The organism is Cupriavidus sp. 01T418, from assembly GCF_056398885.1.
On the sequence record NZ_JBFTQG010000198.1, the window covers coordinates 1 to 342 of the forward strand.

The window sequence follows — 342 nt, forward strand, 5'->3', positions numbered from 1 at the left end:
TCATCACGCTCCACCCCGGGCAGGCTGATGTTGAGACGGGCTTGCAGGTAGTAAGCATCGCCCTCCTTGACCAGGTCCACTTCGGCGTCGACCGACAGGTCGGCCGGGAGGGCGACTTTCATCCTGGCGGACGCTAGCCCAAGCGCACCGATGAAGCAGGCCGACCAGCCGGCRGCAAACAGYTGCTCCGGATTGGTGCCCTTGCCTGAGGTACCGGGGGACGAAAGCTGGATGTCCAGGCGCCCGTCGGAGCTACGGGAGACACCGTCGCGTCCACCAGTGGTGTGGGTCTTGCCTGTGTATAGAACTTTTCCGGTTTGGGTCATGATGGTTTCCTTGTTG

At 62.4% G+C, this 342-nt stretch carries 1 protein-coding gene; it reads right to left on the reverse strand.

From position 1 onward, the window contains the following. On the reverse strand, nt 1–326 hold a 326-nt coding region (locus AC1DQ3_RS36895; RefSeq protein WP_477125010.1), incomplete at its 3' end, for an Ohr family peroxiredoxin. Between the last annotated feature and the right edge of the window lie 16 nt (nt 327–342).